Here is a 7,773-nt window from a genome sequence, read left to right on the forward strand (position 1 = left end):
GGCCGCTCGGGCGGCGTCCGCGAGACTGCCGGCGTGGACCGCGTCGTGCTCGTGCGCCGCGGCGGGTCGGCCGTGGCGGCGCGGCAGCTCGCCGGCGACGGAACGCCGGCCGAGGGGACCCCGCTGCGCCGCGAGGAGCTGGCCGCGTTCGTCGCCGACCGGGAGGCGCGCGGCCCGGTCCGCTGGGTGTGGGACGACACCACCCGCTGGTACCCGGGGCTGCTGGCGGCCGGCGTCCGGGTGGAGCGATGCGTCGACCTGCGGCTGGGCCACGCCGTCCTGCGCGCCTCCCCGTTCGCCGACCGGTCCCTGCTGGCCGGGGACGACGGCCCCGGGTGGGCGGCGCTCGCGCCGGTGGGGGCCGACGACCCGGCGCTCTTCCCGCTGCAGGACCCCGCGGACCGGCTGGACCCGGTCGCCGAGCACGCACGGCAGCAGGCGGTGCTCGCCGCGTCGGCGGAGCCCGCCCGCCTCGGTCTGCTGCTCGCCGCCGAGTCCTCCGGCGCCCTGGCCGCCGCGGAGATGACGCACGCCGGGCTGCCCTGGCGCGCCGACGTCCACGACCGCCTGCTCACCGAGGTCCTCGGGCCCCGCCCGGCGGGGGGCCTGCGGCCGGTGCAGCTCGAGCGGCTCGCCGAGCAGGTGCGGGCGGCCCTCGGCGCGCCCGACCTCAACCCCGACTCACCCGGTGCCCTGCTGCGCGCGCTGCGGACGGCCGGGGTCGCGGTGACCGACACCCGCTCGTGGACGCTGGAGCAGGTCGACCACCCGGTGGTCCCGGCGCTGCTCGAGTACCGGAGGCTGGCCCGGCTGCTGCAGGCCAACGGCTGGTCGTGGCTGGACAGCTGGGTGCGCGACGGACGGTTCCGGCCCGCCTTCCTGCCCGGGGGCGTGGTCACCGGACGGTGGGCGTCCACCGGCGGGGGCGCGCTGTCGATGCCGGTGCAGGTGCGCCCGGCCGCGGTCGCCGACGCGGGGTGGCGGTTCGTCGTCGCCGACGTCGCCCAGCTGGAACCGCGGGTGCTGGCCGGCATGAGCGGCGACGCCGCGCTGGCGGAGGCGGCGCGGTCGGCCGACCTCTACCAGGGCATGGTCGACAGCGGCGCGGTCGCCACCCGGGCCGAGGCCAAGCTCGGGGTGCTCGGGGCGATGTACGGCGGCACCCGCGGCGAGAGCGGGCGCATGATGCCCCGGCTGACCCGCCGGTACCCGCGCGCCATCGGGCTGGTCGAGGAGGCCGCCCGGGCGGGGGAGCGGGGCGAGGTGGTGCACACGCTGCTCGGCCGGGGGTCCCCGGTCCCGTCCGGCGCGTGGGCCGACCGCCCGGCCGACCCGTTCGACCCCGACGTGCCCGAGGGCGGTGCGGGCACCCCGGAGGACCGGGACCGCGCCCGCCGCGCCTGGGGCCGGTTCACCCGCAACTTCGTCGTCCAGGGCACCGGTGCGGAGTGGGCGCTGTGCTGGCTGGCCGACCTGCGCAACCGGCTGTGGCGGCTGGGCGGCTCCGGCACCGTCGCCGAGCGCCCCCACCTGGTGTTCTTCCTCCACGACGAGGTCGTCGTGCACACCCCGGAGGCCCTGGCCGGTGCGGTCGCGGCCGAGGTGCGCGCCGCCGCGGTCACCGCCGGGCGCCTGCTGTTCGGCGGCTTCCCGGTCGACTTCCCGCTGGACGTCGCCGTCGTCCGGTCCTGGGCCGAGGCCGGCTGACCGGTCCGGTCAGGCGCCGAGCTTCTCCAGGCGGAACGCCACCCGGACCCGCGCCACCCGGGTCGGCAGGTCCGGCGAGCCCGCCGGCGCGCCGAGCGCGGCCGCGGCGAGCTGCAGCTCGGCGACGGTCATCGGCTCGTCGCTGGTGACCACCTTGATGATGTCCTGCAGTTCCATCGCGAGCCCCCCGGCCCTCTGTGAACCCCTGATCCCGTGGATGCAGAGCGTGGCCTCGCCCGGGGGGGACAGGTACCCCCCAATCGGGGGGCAGGTCAGGCCGGCACCAGGCGCCGGCACTCGGGGCACGGATCGGCCGAGCCCAGCCCGCGCCGCCCGGCCCACGTGCCCTGGACGACGGCCACCGGGGCGCCGCAGACGCCGACCCACGGCGGCGGCCCGTCGGCCGCCTCGCGGGACACCGCGTGCGCCCGTCCGGTCTCCTGCTCACGGCCGGCCACGGCATCGGTCATGGCACCAGCATGCGCGCCGCGTCCGGCGCGGGCCCGGCGTCCAGGAGACGTACAGCTGCCGTCCGGCCGCCCTCCAGCCGGTGCCGCGATCGTCGGGCCCGACCTCGACGAAGGGAACGCCGTGAGCGACTCGCACACCCCGGTCGGCGCCGGACGGGCGACGCCGGCCGCCGCCTCCCCGGTCCCCCGGAGCGCCGGCCGGGCGGGGGAGCGCCGCCCGGCCCGGTACACCGCCCGCGCCCTGGGCCGGTCGATCGGCCTGGCGCTGCGCGGCCGGCATGCCCACGACGCCGAGGGCCGCGCCGCCTGGACCGCGGCCCTGGCCGTGCTGCGCGCCGCGGACCAGGTGTTCAGCACCGACCGCTTCTCCTCGGCGGTCTCCCGGCTCGGCCGCGGCGAGCTCGCCCTGGTCGACTGCCCGCCGGAGGTGGCCGAGGTCCTGGCCCTCGGGGCGGCCGTCACCCGGGACTCCTCCGGCGCCTTCGACGTCTACCGGGCCGGAGGGCTGGGCGAGGAGGTCTTCGACCCGAGCGCGGTGGTGCCGGGCTGGGCCGCCGAGCGGGCGGCGGCGCCGTTGCGCGCGCTCGCGGACACCGACTTCTGCCTGTCCGTCGGCGGCGACCTCGTCTGGCGGACCCGCGACCCCGCCGGCCCGTTCGGGGAGCCCGGCGCCAGGGACCGCCGCGACGCGCGCCAATGGGGAGACGAGCCGCCCCGGCGCTCGGGCGCCGTGGCGACGTCGGGCCCCGCCCGCGGCGGGCGGCGCGTCGTCGACGCGCGCACCGGACAGCCGGCGTCCGGGATCGTCGCGGTGACCGTCGTGGCCGCCACCCTGACCGAGGCCTGCCTCGACGCGACCGCGGCCCACACGCTCGGCCACGAGGCGGCCGACTGGCTGCGGACCCGCCCGGGCCGGACCGGTCGCGTCGCCTGGACCGACGGCACCACGACCACGGTGCGGAACGGGACGGCCGTCCGGACCAGCGGGGTCGGCGTGCTGTCCGGGGCCGCGACCTGAGCGCTGCGGGACGGGAGCGGTGGACCCTTGATCGGGCTCGGCCCCGCGGGCAGGCTGTGAGCCACACCACAGACCTGGAATCCGCCGGGAGGCCGCCGTGCAAGCGCGAGTCGGGGACAGGATCGTCGTCCGTTCCACCCATCAGGGAGAGCCGGAGCGCACCGGCCAGGTGCTCGAGGTCCGCGGCGAGGGCGGCGGGCCGCCGTTCGTCGTCCAGTGGGACCCCGACGGGCACACCGGGGTCTTCCACCCGGCCGCGGGGACCTGCGCCGTCGTCCCCGAGCCGGCGAACGGCTGACCGGTGGCGAAGGACACCGGCACCGCGCCGGCCCCGCGACCGGCGAGCAAAGTGCGCAACGTGGCCCTCGTGGGCCACGCCGGCGCCGGCAAGACCACCCTCGCCGAGGCACTGCTCGTCGCCACCGGCGCGCTGCCCCGCGCCGGCCGGGTCGAGGAGGGCACCACCTGCCTGGACAGCGAGGAGGTGGAGGCCCGCCAGCAGCGGTCGGTGTCGCTCGGCGTGGCCACCGTCGAGCACGAGGGCCACCGGCTGACCCTGCTCGACACCCCCGGCTCCCCGGACTTCGTCGGCGAGCTCCGCGCCGGGCTGCGCGCCGCGGACGCCGCCCTGTTCGTGGTGTCCGCGGTGAACGGCGTCGACGCCGGCACCGTGCAGCTCTGGGAGGAGTGCGCGGCGGTCGGCATGCCGCGCGCCGTGGTCGTCACGCAGCTCGACCGCGCGCGGGCCGACGTCGAGGAGACCGTGCGGCTGTGCCAGACCATGCTCGGCGCGGGCGTGTACCCCGTGCACCTGGTCGAGCGGGGCCCGGACGGCGCCGTCTCGGGGCTGGTGTCGCTGCTGGAACCGGGTGCGAGGGCCCCCGACGCCGACCGGCTCCGCAGCGAGCTCATCGAGGGCATCATCGGCGAGAGCGAGGACGAGGCGCTGATGGAGCGCTACCTCGCCGGCGACGAGCTGGTCCAGGGCGACCTCATCAGCGACCTGGAGACCGCGGTCGCGCGCGGCCACTTCCACCCCGTGCTCTGCGCCGCGCCGCTGCAGGGCATCGGCATCGACTCGCTGCTCTACCTGCTGGTCAACGGCTTCCCCTGCCCGATGGAGCACGGCTGCCCGCCGGTCACCCGGCCCGACGGCGCGCCCGCCCCGGTGCTGTCGTGCGACCCCGACGGCCCGCTCGTCGCCGAGGTCGTGAAGACGACGACCGACCCCTACCTGGGCCGGGTCTCGCTGGTCCGGGTCTTCTCCGGCACCCTGCGGCCCGACACCCCCATCCACGTCTCGGGACACGGCATGGCCGACCGGGGGCACCCCGACCACGACGTCGACGAGCGCATCGGCGCGGTGTCCTCACCGCTCGGGTCCACGCTGCGGCCGGTGGCGGCCTGCCCGGCCGGCGACATCTGCGCCGTCGCCCGGCTCTCCTCCGCCGAGACCGGCGACACCCTCTCCTCGCCGGAGGACCCGCGGCTGGTCCCGGCCTGGGACCTGCCCACCCCGCAGCTGCCCATCGCCCTCGAGGCGGCCTCGCGGTCGGACGAGGACCGGCTGGCCACCGCGCTGACCCGGCTGGTCGCCGAGGACCCCACCGTGCGCCTGGAGCGGCGCCCGGACACCGGCCAGCTGCTGCTGTGGTGCGTCGGGGAGGCGCACGCCGAGGTGCTGCTGGAGCGGCTGCGGGTGCGGCACGGCGTCACCGTGTCGACGGTGCCGGTCCGCGTGCCGATGGTGGAGACCCTCGCCGGCCCGGCGCGGGTGACCGGGCGGCACGTCAAGCAGTCGGGCGGGCACGGCCAGTACGCGATCGTCGTCGTCGAGGCCGAGCCCGGCCCGCCGGGGACGGGCGTGGTGTTCGAGCAGCGCATCGTCGGCGGCACGGTGCCCAACCAGTTCCACGGCAGCGTCGAGAAGGGGATCCGCGCGCAGGCCGAGCGCGGTGTCAGCGGGGACCGGCCGATCGTCGACGTGCACGTCACCCTCGTCGACGGCAAGGCGCACTCGGTGGACTCCTCGGACGCCGCGTTCCAGGCCGCCGGTGCCCTGGCGCTGCGGGAGGCGGCGTCCGCCGCCGGCACCCGCGTGCTGGAGCCCTGGTGCGAGGTCGACGTCGTCGTGCCCGGGGACTACGTGGGCGCGGTGATGAGCGACCTGTCCGGACGGCGGGCGCGGGTCACCGGCAGTGACGCCGACCCCGACCGGGACCGGACGACGGTGCGCGCCGAGGTGCCCGAGGTGGAGCTGCTCACCTACGCCGGCGCGCTGCGCTCGGTGTCGCACGGCACCGGCAGCTTCTCCCGCCGACCGCTGGGCTACGAGCCGGCGCCCGCCTCGCTGACCGCCGTCCCGGCATGAGCCGCTCTGCTCCGCCTGGGCAGCGGGGCGGGGCCGGCAGCGGTCCCCGGTGCGCCACCCGAGGGAGTGTCGGCGCGGGACACTAGCCTCGGGGGAGGTGTGCAGCGGGCTGGAGGTTTCGTGACGTCGTCCAACGGGCCGTCGGCGGCTGCCCGCGTCCGGAGCGGCTCGGCGGGGCCGCCCGCGGAACCGCTGGTCGGCGACCGCAACGAGCTGCCCGACCGCATCTGGACGGTGCCCAACGCGCTGTCGGTGCTGCGGCTGCTCGGCGTTCCGCTGTTCCTCTGGCTGCTGCTCGGCCCGCAGGCCGACGGCTGGGCCGTCGTGGTCCTCATGGTCGCCGGCCTGTCCGACTGGGCCGACGGGAAGCTGGCCCGGGTGCTGGGCCAGTCCAGCCGGCTGGGCGCGCTGCTGGACCCGGCGGCCGACCGGCTCTACATCGTCGCCACGCTGATCGCCTTCGTGCTGCGCGACGTCGTCCCGTTCTGGGTGGTGGCCGTCCTCGTGGGCCGCGAGCTCGTGCTCGGCGCCATGCTGCTGGTCCTCGCCCGGTACGGCTACCCGCCGCTGCAGGTCCACTACCTGGGCAAGGCGGCGACGTTCAACCTGCTGTACGCCTTCCCGCTCCTGCTGCTGGCCGACGGCGAGGGGCCGGTGGTCGCCGTCGTCCAGCCGGTCGCCTACGCGTTCACCATCTGGGGTGGGTCGCTGTACGTCCTGGCCGGTGTCCTCTACGTCGTCCAGGTCCTGGGCCTGGTGCGCGCCGAGCGCGCCGGGGTGCCCGCCGCCGGGGCGGCCCCGTGACCAGCACCGTCGAGCGCGGCGGGGGGCCGCGCTCGATGGGCGCCTCGCTCCTCGACCAGGTGCTGGCCGAGACGCTCGACCCGGCGTACGCCCGGGCGGCCCGGGACCGCGCGGCGGCCGGCACGACCCCCTCGCCGGCGCGGCGACGCCGGGGGCAGGTCGCCGTCGCGGTCACCCTGGCCGTGACCGGGGTGCTGGCCGCGGTCACCTACGACCAGGCCGCCGCCGGGCTGCAGGGCCGCGAGGAGGTCCGCGAGGCGCTGGTCTCCGACATCCAGGCCGAGTCGGCAACCACCGACGACCTCGCCGCCGAGCTGGAGGCGCTGCGCACCGACGTCGTGGCCGCCCGGGACGACGCGCTGGCGGCGACCGCCGTCGGGCAGCGGGCCCTGGACGCGGTCGCCGCGGCGGAGCTGGCGGCCGCGGGCGTCCCCGTGACCGGCCCCGGTCTCCTGGTCACCCTGGCCAACGCCGAACCCGACGCCGACGCCGACCCGGTCGGCGGGGGAGGGGAGGAGGACCCTCGCGGGCGGGTGGCCGACGGCGACCTGCAGCTGGTGGTCAACGCCCTGTGGGCGGCCGGCGCCGAGGCGGTGAGCATCAACGGCCAGCGGCTGGGCCCGACGACGGCCATCCGGTTCGCCGGCGAGGCGGTGCTGGTCGACTTCCGCCCGGTCATGAACCCCTACCTGGTCCGGGCGATCGGCGATCCGGACACCCTGCGGTCCCGGTTCCTGGCCAGCCCCGAGGTCGGCGCCCTCGCCCTCATCTCCGAGTCCTTCGGACTGCGTTTCGACTTCGCCCAGGAGGACGAGCTGTCCCTTCCCGCCGGGAGCTCCCTGGAGCTCCGCTCCGCCGCCCCGCTGTCCGAGGAACCCGCCGCCCCGGCCCCCGATCCCGCACCGGGGGACTGACCCGTGATCCCCGTCCTCGGCCTCGCCGCCGGAGTCGTCCTCGGCCTGCTGTTCGACCCGAGCGTCCCGCTGTGGCTGCAGCCCTACCTGCCGATCGCCGTCATCGCGGCGCTCGACGCGGTGTTCGGCGGCGCCCGCGCCCGGCTCGACGGCATCTTCGACGCGAAGGTCTTCGTCATCTCCTTCGTGTCCAACGTCGTCGTCGCCGCGCTCATCGTGTTCCTCGGCGACCAGCTCGGCGTGGGCGCGCAGCTGTCGACGGCGGTGGTCGTCGTGCTCGGCATCCGCATCTTCGGCAACGCCGCGGCGATCCGCCGGCACGTGTTCCGGGCATGAGCGGGGAGGAGCGCCCGGTGCCGGGCACCGGCGGGCCGGAGCCGGCCGGTCCTCCCGCGCCGGAGGAGCCCGCCGCCGGTCCCGTGGCCGGCGACCCGACCGGCGCCGGGCCGGCCGCCGACCCCGCCGGACCGGCCGCGGAGCCCCCGCCGG

The 7,773-nt window shown here is 77.6% G+C and carries 9 protein-coding genes; 7 read left to right on the forward strand and 2 right to left on the reverse strand.

From position 1 onward, the window contains the following. Positions 1–33 precede the first annotated feature (33 nt). Positions 34–1,707: a bifunctional 3'-5' exonuclease/DNA polymerase gene (locus PGN05_RS16640; RefSeq protein WP_419753674.1), complete on the forward strand. Its 1,674-nt coding sequence runs from the start codon at positions 34–36 to the stop codon at positions 1,705–1,707. A 9-nt stretch (positions 1,708–1,716) separates the two neighbouring features. On the opposite strand, the gene PGN05_RS16645 is transcribed toward PGN05_RS16640, so the two are convergent. Together PGN05_RS16645 and PGN05_RS16650 are read right to left on the reverse strand one after the other, a co-directional pair. Further along, a complete protein-coding gene (locus PGN05_RS16645) occupies positions 1,717–1,884 on the reverse strand; it encodes a hypothetical protein (protein ID WP_419753675.1) in 168 nt (55 codons plus the stop codon). Between the two features lie 95 nt (positions 1,885–1,979). Continuing rightward, on the reverse strand, positions 1,980–2,177 hold the full coding sequence (locus PGN05_RS16650; RefSeq protein ID WP_419753676.1) for a hypothetical protein: 198 nt from the start codon (positions 2,175–2,177) through the stop codon (positions 1,980–1,982). Positions 2,178–2,298: 121 nt separating this feature from the next. Here PGN05_RS16650 and PGN05_RS16655 point away from each other — a divergent pair, with 121 nt between their 5' ends. The 6 genes from PGN05_RS16655 (at position 2,299) to PGN05_RS16680 (ending at position 7,620) form a co-directional block, all read left to right on the forward strand. Then, complete coding sequence (locus PGN05_RS16655) at positions 2,299–3,195, forward strand: FAD:protein FMN transferase (RefSeq protein ID WP_419753677.1); 897 nt, start codon at positions 2,299–2,301, stop codon at positions 3,193–3,195. 97 nt (positions 3,196–3,292) lie between these two features. Continuing rightward, positions 3,293–3,493 (forward strand): DUF1918 domain-containing protein, encoded by a 201-nt coding sequence (locus PGN05_RS16660; protein ID WP_419753678.1) that lies wholly within the window; start codon positions 3,293–3,295, stop codon positions 3,491–3,493. A gap of 3 nt (positions 3,494–3,496) precedes the next feature. Next, positions 3,497–5,566 carry an elongation factor G-like protein EF-G2 gene (locus PGN05_RS16665; RefSeq protein WP_419753679.1) on the forward strand — a complete coding sequence of 690 codons (2,070 nt, stop codon included), beginning with the start codon at positions 3,497–3,499 and terminating at the stop codon, positions 5,564–5,566. Positions 5,567–5,686: 120 nt separating this feature from the next. Continuing rightward, a complete protein-coding gene (locus PGN05_RS16670) occupies positions 5,687–6,370 on the forward strand; it encodes a CDP-alcohol phosphatidyltransferase family protein (RefSeq protein ID WP_419753680.1) in 684 nt (227 codons plus the stop codon). Then, positions 6,367–7,284, forward strand: a complete 918-nt coding sequence (locus tag PGN05_RS16675) for a DUF881 domain-containing protein (protein WP_419753681.1) — start codon at positions 6,367–6,369, stop codon at positions 7,282–7,284. Before PGN05_RS16670 ends, PGN05_RS16675 begins: the two co-directional genes overlap by 4 nt. Positions 7,285–7,287: 3 nt before the next feature. Then, positions 7,288–7,620: a small basic family protein gene (locus PGN05_RS16680; RefSeq protein ID WP_419753682.1), complete on the forward strand. Its 333-nt coding sequence runs from the start codon at positions 7,288–7,290 to the stop codon at positions 7,618–7,620. Positions 7,621–7,773 lie beyond the last annotated feature (153 nt).

It is taken from the genome of Geodermatophilus sp. CPCC 206100 (assembly GCF_048569675.1).
In the GTDB taxonomy this organism is placed as follows: Bacteria; Actinomycetota; Actinomycetes; order Mycobacteriales; family Geodermatophilaceae; genus Geodermatophilus.

Excerpts from the sequence above, each read along its gene's own strand:
- PGN05_RS16645 (WP_419753675.1), bottom strand. The coding sequence starts at position 1,884 with ATGGAACTGCAGGACATCATCAAGGTGGTCACCAGCGACGAGCCGATG.
- PGN05_RS16650 (WP_419753676.1), bottom strand. The coding sequence starts at position 2,177 with ATGACCGATGCCGTGGCCGGCCGTGAGCAGGAGACCGGACGGGCGCAC.